Consider the following 19,271-nt stretch of genomic DNA (forward strand, 5'->3'; position numbering starts at 1 on the left):
CCCATCCATCCGGAGTCCGGCGTGTCCGACCTCAACCCTTCCAGCACGCTTACCTATCGCCCCTTCGCCGAAACCGACCTGAGCGCCGCGCACCGGCTGTCGGAGGCGGTCAAGTGGCCGCACCGCGTCGAGGACTGGCGCTTCGCATTCCAGCTCGGCAGCGGCTTCGTCGCCGAGGACGAATCGGGCGTCGTCGGCACCGCGCTCGGCTGGCGCTTCGACGACGCCTGCGCGTCGCTCGGCATGGTGATCGTGTCGCCCGAGCAGCAGGGCCGCGGCATCGGCCGCGAGCTGCTCGCACGCGTGATCGACAGCCTCGGCGCGCGCACCATCTTCCTCCATGCGACGCCGTCCGGCGAACCGCTCTACGTGAAATTCGGCTTCGCAGCGATCGGCACCATCGACCAGCATCAGGGCGCCGCGTTCCAGCCGCCGCTGATCTCGCTGCCGCCCGGCGAACGCCTGCGCCCGCTCGGCGTCAACGACGGGCCGCGCCTCGCGGCGCTCGCGTCGCGCGCCGCCGGCCATGCGCGCGGCACGGTGATCGACGCGCTGCTCGACGTCGCGAACGGCATCGCGCTCGACCGCGACGGCGAACTGCTCGGGTTCGCGCTGTTCCGCCGCTTCGGCCGCGGCCACGTGATCGGCCCCGTGATCGCGCCCGATGCGCTGCGTGCGCAGGCGCTGATCAGCCACTGGCTCGCGCTGCACGAAGGCATGTTCGTGCGCCTCGACGTACCGGGCGATAGCGGGCTGTCGGACTGGCTGCAGGGGCTCGGCCTGCCGCGCGTCGATACCGTCGTCGCGATGGCGCGCGGCGCGGCGCCCGAGCGCGACCCGGCGCTGCGCGCGTTCGCGATCGTCAATCAGGCACTCGGCTGAGCCGCGCGATGAGCTTCCTGTACAAAGCCGACCCGGTGCGCGGCGCGCAATGGGCGCAGCGCTTCGCACAACGGGCGCCGGACCTCGCGTTCCGGATCTGGCCGGACCTCGGCGACGCCGCGGCCGTCCGCTATCTCGCCGCCTGGCAGCCGCCGGACGACCCGGCCGCGCTGCTGCCGAATCTCGAGGTCATCTTCTCGGTGGGCGCCGGCATCGACCAGTTCGACCTGTCGCGCGTGCCCGCGCACATTCCGGTCGTGCGGATGATCGAGCCGGGGATCGTCGAAGGGATGGTCGAATACGTGACGCAGGCCGTGCTGACGATCCATCGCGACCTGTTCGACTACGCGGCCCAACAGCGCGCGCAAGTGTGGCGCGAGAAGCCGGTGCGCGCGGCCGCGTCGCGGCGCGTCGGCGTGCTGGGCCTCGGCACGCTCGGCCAGGCCGTGCTCGACACGCTGCGGCGCTTCGGCTTCCCCTGCGCGGGCTGGAGCCGCACGCCGCGCGCGCTCGACGGCGTCGACTGCTACGCGGGCGACGCGGCGCTCGATGTGTTCCTGGCCAGCACCGACATTCTGATCTGCCTGCTGCCGCTCACCGACGCCACGCGCGGGCTGCTGGGCGCGCGCGTGTTCGACGCGCTGCCGGCCGGCGCGTCGCTCGTGCAGGTCGGCCGCGGCGAGCAGCTCGACGCGAGCGCGCTGCTCGACGCGCTCGACGGCGGCCGCCTCGACAGCGCGATCCTCGACGTGACGGACCCCGAACCGTTGCCGGCCGGCCATCCGTTCTGGACGCACCCGCGCATCCGGATCACGCCGCACATCGCCAGCGCGACGCGGCCCGACGGCGCGGTCGACGCCGTGCTCGCCAACCTCGCGCGCCATCGCGCGGGACAACCGATGATCGGCGTCGTCGATCGCGCGCGCGGCTACTGACGCGCCCCTGCCCCGCGGGGCGCGCAGCAGAAAATGCCGAAGCGCCCCGCGCAAACGCCGTCTCCATACGTTTCCGCCCGCAAATTGAAGACGCATGTGGAATTCTCGCCCGGTAGCATGAACTCATCGCTGACACCCGACGAGAACCCCGCCCCGCCATGAACCAAGCCGCGCTGATCGAAGCCGATCGTCAACATCTGATCCATCCCGTCGTCAACTATCGTGCGCACGAAGCGCGCGGCGTCACCGTGCTCGAATCCGCCGACGGCGTGTTCCTGCGCGATGGCGACGGCCATACGCTGCTCGACGCGTTCTCGGGCCTGTGGTGCGTGAACGTCGGCTACGGCCGCGAGAGCATCGTGAAGGCCGCCGCCGAGCAGATGGCGAAGCTGCCCTACGCGACCGGCTATTTCCATTTCGGCTCGCAGCCGGCGATCGAACTCGCCGAGCGGCTCGCCGCGCTCGCGCCGCCGTCGCTGAACCGCGTGTACTTCACGCTCGGCGGCTCGGACGCGGTCGACTCCGCGGTGCGCTTCATCACGCATTACTTCAACGCGACCGGCCGCCCGTCGAAGAAGCAGATGATCGCGCTCGAGCGCGGCTATCACGGCTCGTCGTCGATCGGCGCCGGCCTGACCGCGCTGCCCGCGTTCCACCGTCATTTCGATCTGCCGCGCGCCGATCAGCACCATATCCCGTCGCCCTACCCGTACCGCCATCCGCTCGGCGACGACCCGCAGGCGCTGATCGCCGCCTCGGTCGCCGCGCTCGAGGCGAAGGTCGCGGCGCTCGGCGCCGACAACGTCGCCGCGTTCTTCTGCGAGCCGATCCAGGGCTCGGGCGGCGTGATCGTGCCGCCGGCGGGCTGGCTGAAGGCGATGCGCGACGCATGCCGGCGCCTCGGCATCCTGTTCGTCGCCGACGAGGTGATCACGGGCTTCGGCCGCACCGGCCCGCTGTTCGCGTGCGAAACCGAATCCGTCGAGCCGGACCTGATGACCGTCGCGAAGGGGCTCACCGCCGGCTACGCGCCGATGGGCGCGGTGCTGATGTCCGACGAAATCTACGAGGGGCTCGCCGGTAGCCGTACCGAATCGGCCGTGGTCGGCCATGGTCATACGTATTCCGCGCACCCGGTCAGCGCGGCGATCGGCCTCGAGGTGCTGAAGCTCTATCACGAGGGCGGGCTGCTCGCGAACGGCCGCGCGCAGGCGCCGCGCTTTGCCGCGGGGCTCGACGCGCTGCGCGCGCATCCGCTCGTCGGCGACGCGCGCTCGGCCGGTCTGCTCGGTGCGCTCGAGCTGGTGGCCGACAAGGCGCGCAAGACGCGCTTCGACCCGGCGCTGAACGTGCCGGACAAGATCGCCGCGGCCGCGTACGCGAACGGCGTGGTGTTTCGCGCGTTCGGCGACGGCGTGCTCGGCTTCGCGCCGGCGCTGAGCTTCACCGCGGGAGAATTCGACCTGATGTTCGAACGCGTGCGCAAGACGCTCGACGACGTGCTGGCCGACCCGGGCGTGCAACGCGCGCTCGACGCCGCCCACGCGCAGCCGGCCTGAGCCGGACGAGGGAAAGCCGGGCTTGTGGCGGCCATCGTTCGACTCTAAAGTAACCGGACATTCCATTTTTGCCCTCTCACGTGAACATGACGGACAGCAAGCTGGATCGCATCGACCTGCGCATCCTCACCCAGTTGCAAAAGCGCGGTCGCATGACCAACGTCGAGCTCGCCGATGCGGTCGGGCTGTCGCCCAGTCCGTGCCTGATCCGCGTGAAGCGGCTCGAGAAGGCCGGCTACATCGGCGGCTACGGCGCACACATCCAGCTCGAGAAGCTCGGCGACGTGCAGGTGGTATTTACCGAAGTCACGCTGGCCGACCACCGGCGCGAAGACTTCGACCGGTTCGTCGCGGCGATCCGCAACGTCGATGAAATCGTCGAGTGCCACCTCGCGAGCGGCGGCTACGACTATCTGCTGAAGTTCATCACGCGCAGCGTGAGCCATTACCAGACGATCGTCGAAGGGCTGCTCGAGCAGAACATCGGCATCGAGAAGTATTTCAGTTACGTGATCATCAAATCGCCGTTCGTCAAACGGCACTACCCGCTCGAATCGCTGTTCGGCGAACGCCACTGACGGCGGGCGCGCAGCAGCCCGCAACGCGGCAGCACGCCGGCCGCGCCGGGTCGTTGCGCGCGCGCCGCCGGCGCCGAACCGTTTCGCCTCACTGCAAGGACTTGTCATGCCGCTTACGCTGTCACGCACCGAACTCGTTCGCACCGCCAATCTCGTCGACGGCAGCTGGCGCGCCGCGCTCGACGGCCGTTGCTTCGATGTCACCAACCCGGCGACGCTCGACACGATCGCTTACGCACCCGACAGCGGCGCGGCCGACGCACGCGCCGGGACCGATGCGGCCGCCCGCGCGCTACCCGCGTGGCGCGCCACCCCGGCGCGCGAGCGCGCGGCGATCCTGCGCGCGTGGCATGCGGCGATCGTCGCGCACACCGACGATCTCGCGAAGCTGATGTCGCTGGAACAGGGCAAGCCGCTCGCCGAAGCGCGCGGCGAAGTCGCGTACGGCGCGTCGTACGTGCTGTGGTTCGCCGAGGAAGCGACGCGCACCTACGGCGACCTGATTCCGCAGCAGCAGCGCGGCAAGCAGCTCAGCGCGGTGAAGGAGCCGATCGGCGTCGTCGCGGCGATCACGCCGTGGAATTTCCCGCTCGCGATGATCGCGCGCAAGATCGCGCCGGCGCTCGCGGCCGGCTGCACGGTCGTCGCGAAGCCGGCCGAGGACACGCCGCTGACCGCGCTCGCGCTCGGCTTCCTCGCGATGGAAGCCGGCGTGCCGCCCGGCGTGCTGAACCTGATCGCCGCGTCGCGCGAGCGCGGCATCGACGCGGTGGCCGACTGGCTCGCCGATGCCCGCGTGCGCAAGATCACGTTCACCGGCTCCACGGCGGTCGGCAAGCTGCTCGCGCGCGAATCGGCGGCGACGCTGAAGAAGCTGTCGCTGGAGCTGGGCGGCAATGCGCCGTTCATCGTGTTCGACGATGCGCAGCTCGACGCCGCGGTCGACGGGCTGATGGCCGCCAAGTTCCGCAACGGCGGCCAGACCTGCGTGTCGCCGAACCGCGTGTACGTGCAGGCCGGCGTCTACGATGCGTTCGCCGCGAAGCTGGCCGCGCGCGTCGCCGCGCTGAAGGTCGCGCCGGCGACCGATCCGGCCGCGCAGATCGGCCCGATGATCAACGCGCGCGCGGTCGACAAGATCGCGCGCCACGTCGGCGACGCGCTCGAACGCGGCGCGCGCGTGCTGACCGGCGGCAGGCGGCTGTCGCAGCTCGGCCCGAACTACTACGCGCCGACGGTGCTGGCCGACGCCACCGCCGACATGCAGCTGAGCTGCGAGGAAACCTTCGGGCCGGTCGCCGCGCTGTTCCGGTTCGATACCGAGGAACAGGCCGTCGACGCCGCCAACGACACGCCGTTCGGGCTCGCCGCGTATTTCTACACGCAGGACGTGCGGCGCATCGCACGCGTGTCGGCGCGGCTCGAAACCGGCATCGTCGGCATCAACGAAGGCGCGCTGGCTAGCGAGGCCGCGCCGTTCGGCGGCGTGAAGGAGTCGGGCTACGGCCGCGAAGGCTCGAAGTACGGCCTCGACGACTACCTGTCGATCAAGTATCTGTGCCAGGGCGGGCTCGACTGATCGGTTGGGCGGCGCCGATTCGCCAAGCGCAACCAGCGCGACGATTGCCGCGATTGTCACGATCGCATCGCGTAAACGCCCGCAGCCGGCCCATAGCCGGTTGCGCCGCCGCCATCATCGCCCCGCATGCCGGCCTCGATTTCTGGGCAGTCCTGCCGTTAACACGGATTTGACCCGGCCGCGTCAGTCGCGGCCGGCTTCCGGAACGAGCGCGACCAATGCCTGCAACTCTTTCGATCGAGAAAATTGCCGACTGGGCCGGCCGCCACCATCTCGCCGTCGGCGTGCTCGGCACGCTGATGTCGGTCGCGGCGCTCGGCATCAGCGCGGCGACGCTATGGGCCGCGCGCAGCGAGGTCGTGGAGCACGCGCGGGAAAACTCGCGCAACGTCGCCGCCGTGCTCGCGAGCGAGGTCGCACGCACCGTCGAGACGTCGAACAGCGCGCTCGCGTCGCTCGCGACCAATATTCGCAACCCGGCGATGGCCCGCATGAATGCCGGCTTGCGCCATGATCTGCTGTTCGAGCGCACGGCCGCGCAATACGTGACCGGCATGGGCGTGACCGACCGCTACGGACGACTGATCGACGGCTGCTGCGGCCCGTCGCACCGCTGGGATTTCAGCGATCGCGACTACTTCAAGGTCCATCGCGATTCGGACAGCGTGGGCCTCTACGTATCCCAGGCGTACCGTGCGCGCTCGCGCGGCGGCACCGAATCGATCGCGCTGTCGCGCCGTATCGAACAGCCGGACCATACGTTCGAGGGCATCGCGGTGGTCGCCATCGACCTCGCGTATTTCGACCGGCTGCTGTCGCGCCTGAACGTCGGGCCCCACGGCATCAGCGCGATCCTGCGCGCCGACGGCACGATACTCGCGCGCAACCCGCCGCTGAGCGATGGCCAGATGGTGCGCCTGCGTCGCTCGAAGGCGTTCGAACGGATGGTGCAGCACGAATCGGGCTTCTACGCGGCGCGCTCGAGCATCGATGGGACCTTGCGACTGTATACGTACCAGCAGGTGCCGGGCACGCCGCTGATCGCGGTGGTCGCGCCGGCCGAACAGGACGTGCTGGCCGACATCACGCGGCTGTCATGGAAGGTCGGCGTGTCGGCGTCCGTGATCGGTGCGCTGTTCTGCGCGGTCATGTGGCTGCTCGCGTTCGCGCTGCGCGACAACCTGCGCAAGCAGACGCTGCTCACCGACCTCACCCGCACCGATCCGCTGACCGGCCTGCACAATCGCCGCGCGCTCGACGCAGCGCTCGCCGACGAATGGCAGCGCCTGCAGCGCGGCAACGACGGCAGCCTGTCGATGCTGTTCATCGACGCCGATCACTTCAAGCAGTACAACGACCGCTACGGCCATGCGCAAGGCGATACCGCGCTGCGTTTTCTCGCCGAATGCATCCGCGCCCATACGCGACGGCGCGGCGATCTGGCCGCGCGCTACGGCGGCGAGGAATTCGTCGCCGTGCTGCCCGATACTGACGAAAGCGGCGCGGCGACCGTCGCGGAAGCGATTCGCGGCGCGGTGGAGCGCAACTGCCTCGACGGATTCGACGCGACGATGCCCGCGTTCACGGTCAGCATCGGCTGCGCGACCGCGCATCGCGGCCACCCGAAGTCCGTGCAGGCGCTGTCGCATCACGCGGACCTCGCGCTCTACACGGCGAAGCGCCAGGGCCGCAATCGCGTGTGCCGCGCGGACGCGAAATCGTTTGCGCAACCGGCTTGACCGTACCGCTTCGATCGTTCGTTTGAGCATACGCGACCCGCAAACGATTGGGCGATTCACACCCCCATATCCTTCATGTACCGTGCGCGCCATCCGGAACGCTATCGAATTACATGACAGGATGTGCAAGATGAGTAACAAGCCGTTGACCATTCGCGCGAAGTTGATGCTCGCGTTCGGGGTTCTGACCTGCGTCGTGCTGCTGGTGTCGGTGCTCGGCATCGTCTCCCTCAGCCGCGCGCATGGGAGGTTCTCGGACTACGTGAACGGCATCAACGCGCGCGCGACGCTCGCCGACCGCGTGCACGTCGCGGTTGACCGGCGCGCAATCGCCGCGCGCAACATCGTGCTCGCAGGCTCCGCAGCCGACGTCGAACACGAAAAGGAGGCGGCGCTGCAGGCGGACCGCGACGTCGGCACCCTGCTTCGCCAGTTGCGGCTCGCCGTCGGCCCGGGCACCGACGCGACCGACAAGGCGCGCGAACTCGTCAGACAGATCGACACGGTCGAGGCCAGCTACGGGCCCGTCGCGCGCGCGATCGTCGATGCCGCCGTGAACAACCGGCGCGATCAGGCGATCACGATGATCGACGAACAGTGCCGCCCGCTGCTGGTCCGGCTCGTCGCCGCGACCGACGCCTTTGCGACCTATTCGCGCGAGCGGGCCGCGCAGCTCGTGACCGACTCGGGCAACCGCTATACGTCGCAACGGCTGCTGCAGATCGCCATCTGCCTCGCCGCGGCGGTCGGCGCGATGGTGGCCGGCTGGGCGATCGCGCGCGACCTGGTCCGCTCGCTCGGCACCGAACCAGTGATGCTCAACGGCATCGCGCAGCGCATCGCGGCCGGCGACCTCGCCGGCAACGCCGCGAGCGCCGCCGCACCGCGCGGCAGCGTGCTGGCGTCGATGCACGAAATGCAGGCGAACCTCGTGCGGCTGATCGCGCAGGTCCGCGCCGCGTCGAGCAACGTCGCGGCGGGAGCGAGCCAGATCGCGTCCGGCAACGTCGACCTGTCGTCCCGCACCGAACAGCAGGCCGCATCGCTGCAGGAAACCGCCTCGAGCATGGAGCAATTGACGTCGACCGTGCGGCTGAACGCCGACAACGCCCAGCAGGCCAGAGCGCTGGCCGACAACGCGTCGCAAGTCGCACAGCGCGGCAACGTCGCGGTCGGATCGATGGTCGAGACGATGACCGACATCAGCGCCGGCTCGGCCAAGATCGCCGATATCACCGGGATCATCGAAAGCATCGCGTTCCAGACCAACATCCTCGCGCTGAACGCGGCCGTCGAGGCGGCCCGCGCCGGCGAGCAAGGGCGCGGCTTCGCAGTGGTCGCGAGCGAGGTCAGAAGCCTCGCCCAGCGCTCGTCGAGCGCCGCGAAGGAAATTCGCGAGCTGATCTCGCATTCGGTGGAGAAGATCGAAGACGGATCGCGCCTCGCGAACCACGCGGGCGACACGATGAGCCAGGTGACGCAGGCCGTCGCGCGGGTGACGGACATCATGGGCGAGATCGCGGCGGCGTCGAGCGAGCAAAGCCGCGGCATCGAGCAGGTCACGCTGGCGATCACACAGATGGATGAAGTCACGCAGCAAAACGCCGCGCTCGTCGAGGAAGCGGCCGCCGCATCCCGATCGCTCGAAGAACAGGGCAGCCAGCTGGCCAACGCAGTCGCGCTGTTTCGACTCGATGAGAGCGCAGCCCACGCGTAGCCGCACGCGGCCGGTTCATACTGGCCGCAAACGTTTTGCAGCACGAATTCACCAAATAGTGAGCATTCGGCCGCGTCGACCGCGACGCGCCACAATTCCTTAACGGCCGCGTCACGATCGCGCTCGACAATCCGCCATCTTCGACCTTCAGGATGGAGTCCGCATGATCGTGTCACCCCGCCGTTTTCCGCTGCACGTCGCAGCACTCGCGAGCGCGCTCGCACTGGCCGCCTGCGGCGGCGGCGACGACGTCGCATCGACCCCGGCGACCAGCGCCGCGATGCCGGCGCCGCCCGCCGACCCCGGCTTCGTCGACAGCGCACCGGTGCCGAGCGTGCCGGCGTTCGTCGACAACATCGCGACCAACCAGCGCGGCGACGCGCGCTATGCGACGTTGTCGACCAACGCCGCGGTGCGGGTCGTGAGCCGCTTCCTCGATCTGTGGCAGCCGTCGACGATGATCGTCGACGCGGGCGTGAACGCGCCGGCCAACGGCGCGTTTCCGGCGGTGGTGGCGTCGACGTGCTCGGGCCTGCCCAGCAGCGGCACGCCGTGCGGCACGATTCTGAACGGCACGGTGCTCGCCGCCAACGTTCAATACGTGGTCGACGCAACGACCGCACGCACGCAGCAGCAGGCCGATGCGGCCTACTTCGACGACCGGCGCGGCAAAGGCTACAGCGTGACCGACGGGATGGGCCCGCTCACCGACGCGTGGCGCACGGCCGCGCAGCAGACGACCAGCATCACCAGCGTGCCGGCCGATGCGACCACGGTGCTGTACAACGACGCCGGCAACAACACCGGCGTCGGCAGCAGCACCAACGCGAACTTCGGCAAGGTCGTCGATCTGCTCAACGAAATGGGCACCAACGCGTCGACCGAACCGTCGAAGCGCTTCTATAAATATGCGCGTCCGTACCGCTGGAGCGCCGCGGTCGTCGTCGCGCCGACGCTCGTGCCCGCCGAAAGCGCGACGCCCGCCACCGACGGCGGCTTCATCAGCGGCCACGAGGCCGAAGCGATGCGCGACGCGACGACGATGGCGTGGCTCGTGCCGGAGCGCTTCCAGGAGATGGTGAGCCGCGGCCTCGAACTCGGCGAGAACCGGATCCTCGCCGGCATGCATTCGCCGCTCGACGTGATCGGCGGCCGCATGCTCGCGCTGGCCATCAGCGCGGCGAACCTGACCGCCTACGCGAGCGACGCGCAGGCCGCGTACGGCCAGGCGCACCAGGCGCTGCAGCAGCTCACGGGAACGACCGACGTGACGTTCGCCGCGTTCGCGCATTCGGGCACCACGGCGACCGACCGGTTCGCCGATTACACCGCGAACCGGGCCGCGTTCCTGCGCCGCCTGACGTTCGGCTTCGGCGCGATCGAATCGACCGACGCGCCGCCCGTCGTGCCCAAGGGCGCCGAGGTGCTGCTGCAGACGCGCTTCCCGTACCTGAGCGCGGACCAGCGGCGGGTCGTGCTGAAGACCACCGAGCTGCCGTCGGGCTACCCGGTGATGGACGATGCGGAAGGCTGGGGCCGCCTGAACCTGTTCACCGCGGCCGACGGCTACGGCACGTTCAACGGCAACGTGGTCGTGTCGATGGACGCGTCGCGCGGCGGCTTCTACGCGGCCGACCAGTGGCGCAACGACATCGGCGGCGCCGGCAAGCTGACGCTGCAAGGCACCGGCACGCTGACGCTCGCCGGCAACAACAGCTACACGGGCGGCACGCAGGTGAACGGCGGCACGCTCGCCGCGGCGTCCGCGAGCGCGTTCGGCAACGGCGACGTGTACGTCGGCGCGGGCGGCGGCGTCCGGATCGCGGCGGCCGCGCCGGTCACGATCGCGACGCGTTACACGCAGCTCGCGAACACGACGCTCGAACTCGACATCGACGGCAAAGGCGGCGGCCGCCTGCGCGTCGGCGGCCCGCTCACGGTCGCCGGCGGCACGCTTCACGTGAAGTTCGTGAACGGCTATGCGCCGAAGGCCGGCGACACGATCGCGCTGATCGACGGCGCGGCGCTCGCCGCGAAGTTCGCGACGGTGACGGTCGACGGCTTCAAGGCAACGCCGGTTTATACGGCTACGGGCGTGTCGGTGGTGTTGTCGGCGTCCTGATCGGCGGTCCAGCCTCAGCGTGCCGCGCGGCCGTCGCGAGCACGCTGTGTGCGGGTCCCCATTTCATACCGGCCGGCACGCGCCTTGCTCGTCGCGACACGATCCACGGCATCTCCGAGGTATCGACGTGACGAGCCCATCAGCGCGCATCCATATCGGCATTTCCGGCTGGCGCTACGCCGGCTGGCGCGGCACCTTCTACCCGCAAGGGCTGAAGCAGGCCGACGAGTTGCGCTACGCAGCGAGCCGGCTGCAGACGATCGAGATCAACGGCACGCATTACAGCCTGCAATCGCTCGCCAGCTGGCGGCGCTGGTACGACGAAACGCCGCCCGGTTTTACGTTCGCGGTGAAAGGCGCACGCTATCTGACCCACATGCTGCGGTTTCGCGACGATACCGCGACGGTCGCGTGCGCGAACTTTTTCGCGCAGGGGCTGCTTGCGCTCAACGACAAGCTCGGCCCGCTCCTCTGGCAATTTCCGCCGTCGCTGCGATTCGACCCCGACCACATGGAACACTTCCTGGGCCTGCTGCCGCACGATACCGAAGCGGCGCTGGCGCTCGCGCAACGGCACGACGGGCGGGTCAGGACGCCCTATCTCGAGATCGACCGCAAGCGCGCATTGCGTCACGCGATCGAAGTGCGTCACGCGAGCTTCGTCGATCCGGCGTTCGTGAAGCTGCTGCGCCGGCACGCGGTCGCGCTGGTCGTGTCGGATTCGACGGAACCGTGGCCGCAGTTCGAGGACCTGAGCGCCGACTTCGTCTACATGCGGCTGCACGGCACCGAGACCAAATATTCGGGCGAGTACTCGGACGAGTCGCTCGACCGCTGGGCGCAGCGCATCGAAACGTGGAGCCGCGGCGCGCAGCCGGCCGACGCGCGCCTCGCCGCACCGGACCTCGCGCCGCCGCGCGCGCATGCGCGCGCCGTCTACTGCTACTTCGACAACGATACGAAGACGCGCGCGCCGTTCGATGCGCGGCGCCTGATGGCGCGCCTCGGCGTGCGGGCGCACGACGCGACCGTCGCAGCGGACAGCGCGCCGCAGGCTGAACCGCAACCGCAAGGAGAAGAACGATGACCCTGCTCATCTATCTGGTCGGATGGATCATTTTCATCGGCGGCGTCGCGTGGGGCTTGATCGCGCTGCACGTGTCGCAGCATGTCGTCGAGATCGTCGCCGTGATCCTGTTCGGCATCGCGGTGATCACGGGCGCCACGCGCGCGCGCAGCCGCGATCGCACCTAGGCGCGCGCGTCACGCGGCGTCGAGATAGGCGGCAAGCGCGTCGGGGCTCGCGGACGGAAACCCATCGGACAGATGCGCGAGAAACGCGGACACGCGCGCGCTCAACAGCCGCCGCGACGGATACAGCGCCCATAACGCGATGTCCGGCCCCGGCACGTCGCCCCAGCTGACGAGCGTGCCGGCCGCGAGGTCGCCGCTCACGAGCGACACCGGCAAGCACGCCGCGCCGCGCCCGAGGCGCACCGTATCGCGCACCATCACCAGCGACGACAGCCGCGCCACCGGTTCGAATGCGATGCGGGCGGGCCCGGTCGGCCCGATCACGTCCCACGCGGTGCGCAGGTCGTCGGCGGTGCGCACGACGGCCGGCGCGGCCGCGCCGTCGCCGGGCCGCGCGAGCGCCGGCGTCGCGACGACCGCCAGCCGGTCGCGCAGGAACACGCGCCCGATCAGCGTTGCGTCCGGGTCGGGATTCACGCGGATCACGAGGTCGTAGCCTTCTTCGATCATGTCGACCGGCCGGTCGTCGGTCGTCACTTCCAGTCGCACCTCCGGATACTTCAACGCGAACGTCGCGACGAGCTTGCCCATCGCCAGCTGCGAGAACAGCATCGGCGCGCTGATGCGCAGCCGGCCGCGCGGCCGCTCGCCGCCCGACGCGATCGCGGCGGCGCTGGCTGGGTGAGTGGGGAGCGTTGGGGGCGGTGCTGGCGCGCTAGCGCCTGCGCCGATGCGGCGATACGCCGGGACGCGCTGGCATGCGATGCGCGGTAAGGCGATGCGCCGTGCTGCGACGCGGTGCGGGTGGTCTGATGCGGCTGAACGCTGTCGAGCCGGTCGTCATCGGCAGCCGGTTCGCGGCGATCGCCGCGACCGATCCACCACCGCGATGGGCGCGATCGCCGCCATCACGGCAAAACGCCCCGCGCATCGACCACCCCACATCGCCGCATTCGCGACCCAAGCAGCCGCGTGACGGCCTCCCTATAATCGGACCTTTCGCCGCGTTCGCGCGCGATGACGCAGCACTTCCCATTCCGAGCAACACCCTTCGCCTCTGGAGACGAGATGACCCTCCCCGCCGTTCCGTTCGCCGAATCGTTCGATCTCGAAGCCGCATTCGACGACGTATCCGAATACTGGTCGCCCAAGGTGGTCGCGCAGGTCAACGATCAGTACGTCAAAGTCGCGAAGGTGCGCGGCCGGCTCGTGTGGCACGACCATGTCGGCGAAGACGAGCTGTTCTTCGTCGTGCGCGGGCACCTGAAGATCGAGTATGAAGGCGGCCGCGTCGTCGATCTGCCCGCCGGCTCGATGCACGTGGTGCCGCGCGGCACGCTGCACAACCCGATCGCCGAAGAAGAATGCTGGATCGTGCTGATTGAGCCCGTGCAGACGAAGCACACCGGCGACGTGCAGTCGCCGTTGACGCGCACCCTCGACGAGCAGCTCGGTCAGCCGCAGCCGCGCTGAATTCGCGCGCGTCGCGGGCAGCGCAAGCCAGCGCGCGACGGGCGGTGCACGCGGTTCGATAGCGCGCGCCCGCAGCGAACGCGCGTCCCGTTACCGCGGACATCATATGTATCCAGCACGCGGGTACGCGCACGCGGCACCGCGAGCTGGTCGCGGCTCGGGCGGCCGGCGCTTCGGGCGCACGCTGCCGCACGCAGCACCTCGCGCAGTACCTCGCGCAGTACCTCGCGCAGCACCTCCCGCAGCAAGCCCCGCCAACCGCCCCGCCCGCCTCAGCCGCGCACCGCCGCGATGCCGTCGAGTTCGCGCATCGCATCGTCCGGCAGCGTCAGCGCGCCGGCGGCCAGATTCTCGCGCAGATGAGCGACCGACGACGTGCCCGGAATCAGCAGGATGTTCGGCGCGCGGCGCAGCAGCCACGCGAGCGCGGTCTGCATCGGCGTCGCGCCGAGCCGCTCGGCGACCGCGTCGAGCGTCGACGACTGCAACGGGTTGAAGCCGCCGAGCGGAAAGTACGGGACGTACGCGATGCCGTCGCGTGCGAGCGCGTCGATCAGGCCATCGTCGTCGCGATGCGCGAGGTTGTAGTGGTTCTGCACGCACGCGATGTCGCAGATCCGCCGCCCTTCGGCGATCTGCGCGGCCGTCACGTTGCTCAGCCCGATGTGCCGCACGAGGCCCTTCCGCTGCAGTTCGGCGAGCGCGCTCAGCGGCGCCTCGATCGAGCCTTCGGCCGGCCCGTGCACGTCGAACATGATGCGCAGGTTGACGACGTCGAGCACGTCGAGGCCCAGGTTGCGCAGGTTGTCGTGCACGGCCGCAGCGAGCGCGTCGGCGGCGAAGGCCGGCAGCCACGAGCCGTCGTCGCCGCGCGTTGCGCCGACCTTGGTCACGATCAGCAAATCGTCGCGATACGGGTGCAGCGCGTCGCGAATCAGCTGGTTCGTCACATGCGGGCCGTAGAAGTCGCTGGTGTCGATGTGGTCGACGCCCGCTGCCACGGCTTCGCGCAGCACGGCAAGCGCGGCGTCGCGATCCTTCGGCGGCCCGAACACGCCGGGCCCGGCCAGCTGCATCGCGCCGTAGCCGAGACGGTGAACGCGCCGGCCGGCGATGGCGAACGTGCCCGATTGAACGATGGGGGACATGATCGTGCTCCTGTTTTCGAATGACAGAACGCAGGTTACGCCGCCCCACACTGCGCGATAACCCGTCATAATCTGCACGACCTGTACGAAAGGACGAACAATGCAAGTCGATCTGGGCGATCTGAACGCGTTCGTGGCGGTGGCGCGCGCGAAGGGCTTCCGCGAGGCCGCGCGGCTGGCCGATGCGAGCGCGTCGGGGCTCAGCGAGGCGGTGCGCCGGCTGGAGGCGCAATTGGGGGTCCGGCTGCTGCACCGGACGACGCGCAGCGTGTCGCCGACCGAAGCCGGCGAGCGTCTGCTGGCGCGGCTCACGCCCGCGCTGAGCGAGGTGCAGGCCGCGCTCGACGTGGTGAACACGTTCCGCGAGCGGCCGGTCGGCACGCTCAAGCTCAATGTGCCGACCAGCGCGGCGCGGCTCGTGCTGCCGTCGATCATCCCGCGCTTTCTCGACGCGTATCCGGAGATCCGGCTCGACATCGTCGCGGACGAGAGCTTCGTCGATATCCTGGCAGCCGGCTGCGACGCCGGCATACGCTACGACGACCGCCTCGAACAGGACATGATCGCCGTGCCGATCGGTCCGCGCTCCCAGCGCTTCGCGACCGCCGCGGCGCCCGCCTATCTCGCGCGGCGCGGCCGGCCGGCCCATCCGCGCGAGCTGCTCGACCACGCGTGCCTGCGCGGCCGCTTCGCGAGCGGCGCGATGCCGGCTTGGGAGTTCGAGCGCGACGGCGAAGTGGTGCGCGTCGAGCCGTCGGGGCCGCTCGTCGTGCAGATCGGCGGCGCCGTCGATCTCGTCGTCGACGCCGCATGCGCGGGCGTCGGCATCGTCCACCTGTACGAAGACTGGCTCGCGCCGCAGCTCGCGAGCGGCGCGCTCGAGCCGGTGCTCGACGCGTGGTGGCGGCCGTTCTCCGGCCCGTATCTGTACTATCCGGGCCGGCGCTTCGTGCCCGCGCCGCTGCGCGCCTTCGTCGACTTCATCAAGGCCGACGCAGCGTAGCGCATGACGCGGCGCGGGTGTCCCCGCCCGCGCCCGCCTTCCGCCCCACAAGCCCCCCACCTCTACACAAGCCGCACCGCCAGCGCCGCCACGAGCGCCGGCAGCATCACACACGCGCCGATCGCCAGAAACTTCCCCGCGCTCACTTGCAGCCCGTCGCGCCGGATCGCCGCGAGCCACAGGATCGTCGCGAGCGAGCCGGTGACGGACAGGTTCGGCCCGAGATCGACGCCGATCAGCAGCGCATCGACCACCGGCTGCGGGCTGTGCGCGACGCCCACGATCGCGCCGGCGACGAGCCCCACCGGCAGGTTGTTGACGAGGTTCGACGCCAGCGCGATGGCGACGCCCGACGCAGCCGCCGCATGCGCCGTACCGCCGGCCGTCAGCGCGCGCAGCAGCGCCGCCAGCGCATCCACCGCGCCGGTCCGCTCGAGCGCCTCGACCAGCACGAACAGTCCGGCCACGAGCGGCAGCACGCTCCACGAAATCGCGCGCAGCGTCGGCCCGCAGGCCGCGCGATCGCGCGCCAGCACACAGGCCGCGGTCAGCGCGCCGGCCAGCGCGGTCGGCAACCCGAGCGGCCGGTCGAGCAGCGACACGATCATCAAGGCGGCGGCCGTCGCCGCGATGCCGGCCAGCGCGATGCGCGCGCCCGCGCTCAGCGAGGGCACCGGCAGATCGCGCGCGCAATGGCCGCGCAACGCGTGACGCTGCGTCGCGCGCAGCATCGCGTAGGTGCACGCGATCGACGCGACGGACGGCAGCGCGAAGCGTGCGAGCCAGGTGCCGAGCGCGGGCATGTGCGCACCGTACAGCACGAGATTCGCGGGGTTCGAGATCGGCAGCACGAAGCTCGCCGCGTTCGCGACGAACGCGCAGACGTACAGCAGCGGCAGCGGGTCCGTCTTCGCGCGGCGCGCGGCCGCGAACACGGCCGGCGTCAGCACGACGGCGGTCGCGTCGTTCGACAGGAACACGGTCGTGACGGTCCCGACCAGATAGACGAGCGCGAACAGCCGCCGCGGCGAACCACGCGCGCCGTTCACGACGTGGGCCGCGACCCAGTCGAACAACCCCTCGCGCCGCGCGACTTCGGACAGCAGCATCATCCCGGTCAGGAACAGGTACACGTCGCCGCCTTTCGCCACGGCCGCGAGCGCCGCGTCGGCGGGCAACAGGCCGAGGGCGACCAGCAGCACCGCGCCGGCCACGGCCCAGATCGCCTCGGGCCAGCCGAACGGCCGTACGATCACGCCGGCAGTCGCGAGCGCGGCGATCGACCACGCGAACGGAGCGAAATTCATCGGCATACCGGGCGGCTGCAATGGATCGACGCGCGCTTCATCGCGATGCGACCGGCAGGTCGGCCGGCTCACCGCCGTCCGCGCCGCCCGGCGGCTTGCCGCACGCCGCGCGCAGCGAGCGCGCGTAGCCGAGCCACAGCGCGAGCGAACCGGTCGACACCGCGCCCAGCACGACGAACGCGACCGGATAACCGTAATGCTGCGCGAGTACGCCGCCGAGCGCCGGGCTGAGCGCCGCGCCGATGCCCTGCACGGTCGCGACCGCGCCCTGCCCGGCGTTCACGTGGCCCGTGCCGTCGAGCAGGCGCACGACGAGCGCCGGCACGACGACGCTTTGCAGGCCGGCGCCGATCCCGTCGAGGATCTGCACCGGCCACACGCCGGCCTCGCTCATCAGCGCGGCCGCGAGCACGCCGCGCAGCGGCAGCGCCAGATACGACAGCAGCAGCACGCACCAGTATCCGTGCGCACGAATCAGCCGCGGCGCGCACCACGCCGCCGCGATCATCACGCATTGCGCGATCACGATGGTCTGCGCGGTAAACACACTCGGATCGCTGCGGTGCGCGGCGACGACGCCCATCCCGTACAGCGGCAGCATTGCCGCGTTGCCGAGATGGAACAGCGCGAGCGACGCGCTGAGCAGCACCAGCGGCCGGTTCGCGGCCACCGAGCGCCACGCGCGCGCAGGCGGCGCCGCGCCGCCGCCCGAGCGGCCACGATCCGACGCCGGCTCGCCGCGCGCGCGGCCGGCTGCGTCGTCCGGCATCGCGAGGCCGCGCGCGCACGCATGGTCGATCGCCCGCGCCGGAATCGCGCACGCGCTCGCGATCGCGAGCACCGCGAACGCGGCGACGAGCGCGAACACGGCATCGAATCCCGCGTGCCAGCCGAGCCAGCCGGCGAGTGCGGCGCCGACCACGTTGCCGGCGTGATTCGCCATCTGGTTGCGGCCGAACTGGCGGTCGAAGCCCTGTCTGCGCGCGATGCCGAGCGTCATGCCGGCGATGGCCGGCGCGAGCGCCGCGCCGCACACGGCGGCCACGACCTGCGATGCGGCGACGGCCGCGTAGCCGTCGGCGAAACGCAGCGTCATCGACGCGAGCGCGGTCGCGGCCGTCGCACAGACGATCAGCAGCCGCTTCGCGCGCAGCGCGTCGACGAGCGCGCCGGCGGCCGGCGTCGCGGCCATCGCCGCGAGCCCGGCGAGCGTCATCACGGAGCCGATCGCGTCGGCACTCCACCCGCGCGACAGCAGGATCACGCCGGCGAACGGGCCGATCCCGGCCTGCACGTCGGCGATGAAGAAGTTGAGCGCCTCGAGCGCGCGCGCCGGCCGCATGGTCGCCGCGCGTTCAGTCGGCCGGCGCATCGACGAGCTCGGCGATCTCGACGACGTCGATCGTCGTGCCGTGCGGCGTGACGACCGCGTCGCCCCACACCTGTACGTGCGTGCCGGGACGCAGGTAGTCGGCGAGTTCGGCGGCCGCGTGCGGCGGCATGCGCAGCGCCGCGCCGCTCGTCAGCAGCGCGCCGTTGCACTCGCCGCGCGGGCCATGCAGCGCGAACGCGATCTGGCCGCACACGTCGATCGGCTCGCGTGCGGGATGCGGCCGCGCGTGCGGTTCGGGGCCGGGGCCGGTATCGACCAGCTCGGCGCCGTCGCGAGCGGTCAGCTGCACGGCCGACACCATGTCGGCGCCGCGCGGCTTGACGCCGCGCACGCGGATGCGATCACCGCACGCGACGTGCCGTACCAGCGCGCGGCCGAGATGCGGCGGCACATGAACCTGCAGTTGGCCGTCGAGGATCAGCCCGTCGACTTCGCCATGCGGGTTGAGCAGGAACTGCGTGACGCGGCCGCGCGTTTCGGGCAGGCACGCCGGATCGATCCAGTGCATCGTGGGGTCCTCATCGGGGTGTCGCCGCAGGCGTCGCACCGAGGGCCGCGGCACACGCTGCGGCGGCCGGGCGG

16 protein-coding genes and 1 pseudogene are annotated in these 19,271 nt (G+C 70.6%); 12 read left to right on the forward strand and 5 right to left on the reverse strand.

What is annotated here, in order from left to right:
* The first annotated feature begins 21 nt into the window (after positions 1–21).
* The 10 genes from MYA_RS27780 (at position 22) to MYA_RS32025 (ending at position 12,365) form a co-directional block, all read left to right on the forward strand.
* Positions 22–882 carry a GNAT family N-acetyltransferase gene (locus MYA_RS27780; protein WP_011880482.1) on the forward strand — a complete coding sequence of 287 codons (861 nt, stop codon included), beginning with the start codon at positions 22–24 and terminating at the stop codon, positions 880–882.
* An 8-nt stretch (positions 883–890) separates the two neighbouring features.
* Complete coding sequence (locus tag MYA_RS27785) at positions 891–1,817, forward strand: 2-hydroxyacid dehydrogenase (protein ID WP_011880483.1); 927 nt, start codon at positions 891–893, stop codon at positions 1,815–1,817.
* A gap of 158 nt (positions 1,818–1,975) precedes the next feature.
* Positions 1,976–3,376 (forward strand): aspartate aminotransferase family protein, encoded by a 1,401-nt coding sequence (locus MYA_RS27790; RefSeq protein ID WP_011880484.1) that lies wholly within the window; start codon positions 1,976–1,978, stop codon positions 3,374–3,376.
* A gap of 86 nt (positions 3,377–3,462) precedes the next feature.
* Positions 3,463–3,954, forward strand: coding sequence for an Lrp/AsnC family transcriptional regulator (locus MYA_RS27795; RefSeq protein ID WP_011880485.1), 492 nt, complete (start codon positions 3,463–3,465; stop codon positions 3,952–3,954).
* A gap of 106 nt (positions 3,955–4,060) precedes the next feature.
* Positions 4,061–5,533: an NAD-dependent succinate-semialdehyde dehydrogenase gene (locus tag MYA_RS27800; protein ID WP_014726143.1), complete on the forward strand. Its 1,473-nt coding sequence runs from the start codon at positions 4,061–4,063 to the stop codon at positions 5,531–5,533.
* 218 nt (positions 5,534–5,751) lie between these two features.
* A complete protein-coding gene (locus tag MYA_RS27805; protein ID WP_014726144.1) occupies positions 5,752–7,272 on the forward strand; it encodes a GGDEF domain-containing protein in 1,521 nt (506 codons plus the stop codon).
* Between the two features lie 130 nt (positions 7,273–7,402).
* Positions 7,403–8,989, forward strand: coding sequence for a methyl-accepting chemotaxis protein (locus tag MYA_RS27810; protein ID WP_034193674.1), 1,587 nt, complete (start codon positions 7,403–7,405; stop codon positions 8,987–8,989).
* Positions 8,990–9,152: 163 nt separating this feature from the next.
* A complete protein-coding gene (locus MYA_RS27815) occupies positions 9,153–11,111 on the forward strand; it encodes a phosphatase PAP2 family protein (RefSeq protein WP_014726146.1) in 1,959 nt (652 codons plus the stop codon).
* 127 nt (positions 11,112–11,238) lie between these two features.
* Complete coding sequence (locus MYA_RS27820; RefSeq protein ID WP_014726147.1) at positions 11,239–12,198, forward strand: DUF72 domain-containing protein; 960 nt, start codon at positions 11,239–11,241, stop codon at positions 12,196–12,198.
* Positions 12,195–12,365 (forward strand): hypothetical protein, encoded by a 171-nt coding sequence (locus tag MYA_RS32025; protein WP_014726148.1) that lies wholly within the window; start codon positions 12,195–12,197, stop codon positions 12,363–12,365. Before MYA_RS27820 ends, MYA_RS32025 begins: the two co-directional genes overlap by 4 nt.
* 9 nt (positions 12,366–12,374) lie before the next feature.
* Here MYA_RS32025 and MYA_RS27825 read toward each other — a convergent pair.
* Positions 12,375–13,040 (reverse strand): annotated as a pseudogene (locus MYA_RS27825) (substrate binding domain-containing protein); the annotation flags it as partial.
* Between the two features lie 393 nt (positions 13,041–13,433).
* Between MYA_RS27825 and MYA_RS27830 the strand changes: the two are divergent.
* Positions 13,434–13,838: a cupin domain-containing protein gene (locus tag MYA_RS27830; RefSeq protein WP_011880494.1), complete on the forward strand. Its 405-nt coding sequence runs from the start codon at positions 13,434–13,436 to the stop codon at positions 13,836–13,838.
* Between the two features lie 272 nt (positions 13,839–14,110).
* Here MYA_RS27830 and MYA_RS27835 read toward each other — a convergent pair whose 3' ends face one another.
* Positions 14,111–14,986 carry an aldo/keto reductase family oxidoreductase gene (locus MYA_RS27835; protein ID WP_014726151.1) on the reverse strand — a complete coding sequence of 292 codons (876 nt, stop codon included), beginning with the start codon at positions 14,984–14,986 and terminating at the stop codon, positions 14,111–14,113.
* Positions 14,987–15,086: 100 nt separating this feature from the next.
* On the opposite strand from MYA_RS27835, the gene MYA_RS27840 reads away from it, so the two are divergent.
* Positions 15,087–15,989 carry a LysR family transcriptional regulator gene (locus MYA_RS27840; protein WP_014726152.1) on the forward strand — a complete coding sequence of 301 codons (903 nt, stop codon included), beginning with the start codon at positions 15,087–15,089 and terminating at the stop codon, positions 15,987–15,989.
* Between the two features lie 62 nt (positions 15,990–16,051).
* Here the strand turns inward: MYA_RS27840 and MYA_RS27845 are convergent, their stop codons facing one another.
* The 3 genes from MYA_RS27845 to MYA_RS27855 are packed head-to-tail and all read right to left on the reverse strand — an operon-like array spanning position 16,052 to position 19,197.
* Positions 16,052–17,296 (reverse strand): arsenic transporter, encoded by a 1,245-nt coding sequence (locus MYA_RS27845; protein ID WP_041494468.1) that lies wholly within the window; start codon positions 17,294–17,296, stop codon positions 16,052–16,054.
* Positions 17,297–17,333: 37 nt separating this feature from the next.
* The gene (locus MYA_RS27850) at positions 17,334–18,638 is read right to left on the reverse strand and encodes an MFS transporter (RefSeq protein ID WP_014726154.1); all 1,305 of its coding nucleotides are present in this window, start codon (positions 18,636–18,638) and stop codon (positions 17,334–17,336) included.
* A gap of 13 nt (positions 18,639–18,651) precedes the next feature.
* A complete protein-coding gene (locus tag MYA_RS27855; protein WP_014726155.1) occupies positions 18,652–19,197 on the reverse strand; it encodes a hypothetical protein in 546 nt (181 codons plus the stop codon).
* Between the last annotated feature and the right edge of the window lie 74 nt (positions 19,198–19,271).

The organism is Burkholderia sp. KJ006 (assembly GCF_000262695.1).
In the GTDB taxonomy this organism is placed as follows: Bacteria; Pseudomonadota; Gammaproteobacteria; order Burkholderiales; family Burkholderiaceae; genus Burkholderia; species Burkholderia vietnamiensis.

Excerpts from the sequence above, each read along its gene's own strand:
- MYA_RS27785 (WP_011880483.1), top strand. The coding sequence starts at position 891 with ATGAGCTTCCTGTACAAAGCCGACCCGGTGCGCGGCGCGCAATGGGCG.
- MYA_RS27790 (WP_011880484.1), top strand. The coding sequence starts at position 1,976 with ATGAACCAAGCCGCGCTGATCGAAGCCGATCGTCAACATCTGATCCAT.
- MYA_RS27795 (WP_011880485.1), top strand. The coding sequence starts at position 3,463 with ATGACGGACAGCAAGCTGGATCGCATCGACCTGCGCATCCTCACCCAG.
- MYA_RS27800 (WP_014726143.1), top strand. The coding sequence starts at position 4,061 with ATGCCGCTTACGCTGTCACGCACCGAACTCGTTCGCACCGCCAATCTC.
- MYA_RS27805 (WP_014726144.1), top strand. The coding sequence starts at position 5,752 with ATGCCTGCAACTCTTTCGATCGAGAAAATTGCCGACTGGGCCGGCCGC.
- MYA_RS27810 (WP_034193674.1), top strand. The coding sequence starts at position 7,403 with ATGAGTAACAAGCCGTTGACCATTCGCGCGAAGTTGATGCTCGCGTTC.
- MYA_RS27815 (WP_014726146.1), top strand. The coding sequence starts at position 9,153 with ATGATCGTGTCACCCCGCCGTTTTCCGCTGCACGTCGCAGCACTCGCG.
- MYA_RS32025 (WP_014726148.1), top strand. The coding sequence starts at position 12,195 with ATGACCCTGCTCATCTATCTGGTCGGATGGATCATTTTCATCGGCGGC.
- MYA_RS27830 (WP_011880494.1), top strand. The coding sequence starts at position 13,434 with ATGACCCTCCCCGCCGTTCCGTTCGCCGAATCGTTCGATCTCGAAGCC.
- MYA_RS27835 (WP_014726151.1), bottom strand. The coding sequence starts at position 14,986 with ATGTCCCCCATCGTTCAATCGGGCACGTTCGCCATCGCCGGCCGGCGC.
- MYA_RS27840 (WP_014726152.1), top strand. The coding sequence starts at position 15,087 with ATGCAAGTCGATCTGGGCGATCTGAACGCGTTCGTGGCGGTGGCGCGC.
- MYA_RS27845 (WP_041494468.1), bottom strand. The coding sequence starts at position 17,296 with ATGAATTTCGCTCCGTTCGCGTGGTCGATCGCCGCGCTCGCGACTGCC.
- MYA_RS27850 (WP_014726154.1), bottom strand. The coding sequence starts at position 18,638 with ATGCGGCCGGCGCGCGCGCTCGAGGCGCTCAACTTCTTCATCGCCGAC.
- MYA_RS27855 (WP_014726155.1), bottom strand. The coding sequence starts at position 19,197 with ATGCACTGGATCGATCCGGCGTGCCTGCCCGAAACGCGCGGCCGCGTC.